Genomic DNA, 651 nt, shown 5'->3' with positions numbered 1-651 from the left:
AAACTCACGTTATTTGTATTTAAGCCAACGTCATAAAGAAGCGATCACGCACCTCAATGCGGGATTGGGCGACGGCGGTGGTTTTGCCATGCTGACCGGTGAGGTAGGAACAGGCAAAACGACAGTGGCCAAAGCCATGCTCGCGAATTTAGATGAAAGCACCAAAGCGGGGCTGATTCTCAATCCGACTTTTTCGAGCCGAGATCTGCTAGAAGCTATTTGCGATGCATTTAAGATCTCTTATCCGCAGGATGCGACGTTAAAACAGCTAAACCAAGTCATACATCATTATTTGCTGCGTAACCACAAGGTGGGTTGGCAGACGTTGCTCGTCATTGATGAGGCTCAGCATCTTGCTGCCGATGTACTTGAGCAACTGCGCTTGTTAACGAACTTAGAAACCGATACCAGAAAGCTGCTTAAGGTGCTGTTGGTAGGGCAGCCAGAGTTGCAACGTTTGTTACAGACTACGCAGTTGCGTCAGCTCGCACAGCGTATCACTGGCCGTTATCATCTGTTACCTCTTGATGAGAAAGAGACTGCGGATTACATCGCGTTTCGTTTGCACACGGCTGGTGGCGATCAGCAACTGTTTCATCGCAGTTCCAGTAAGTTGATTGCGAAGTATAGCCATGGCATTCCGCGTCTCAT

At 48.7% G+C, this 651-nt stretch carries 1 protein-coding gene; it reads left to right on the top strand.

The window, feature by feature from the left end; all coding sequences use genetic code 11:
• Positions 1-651 (top strand): ExeA family protein (locus R7Z47_RS25225; protein ID WP_318130814.1); only part of this gene is annotated, 651 nt, incomplete at both ends.

The sequence above is a fragment of the Vibrio sp. 1641 genome (assembly GCF_033339995.1).
Classification (GTDB): domain Bacteria; phylum Pseudomonadota; class Gammaproteobacteria; order Enterobacterales; family Vibrionaceae; genus Vibrio; species Vibrio alginolyticus.
The sequence above is the reverse complement of the archived record's forward strand: the minus strand, read 5'-3'. Positions and strand labels throughout refer to the sequence as shown.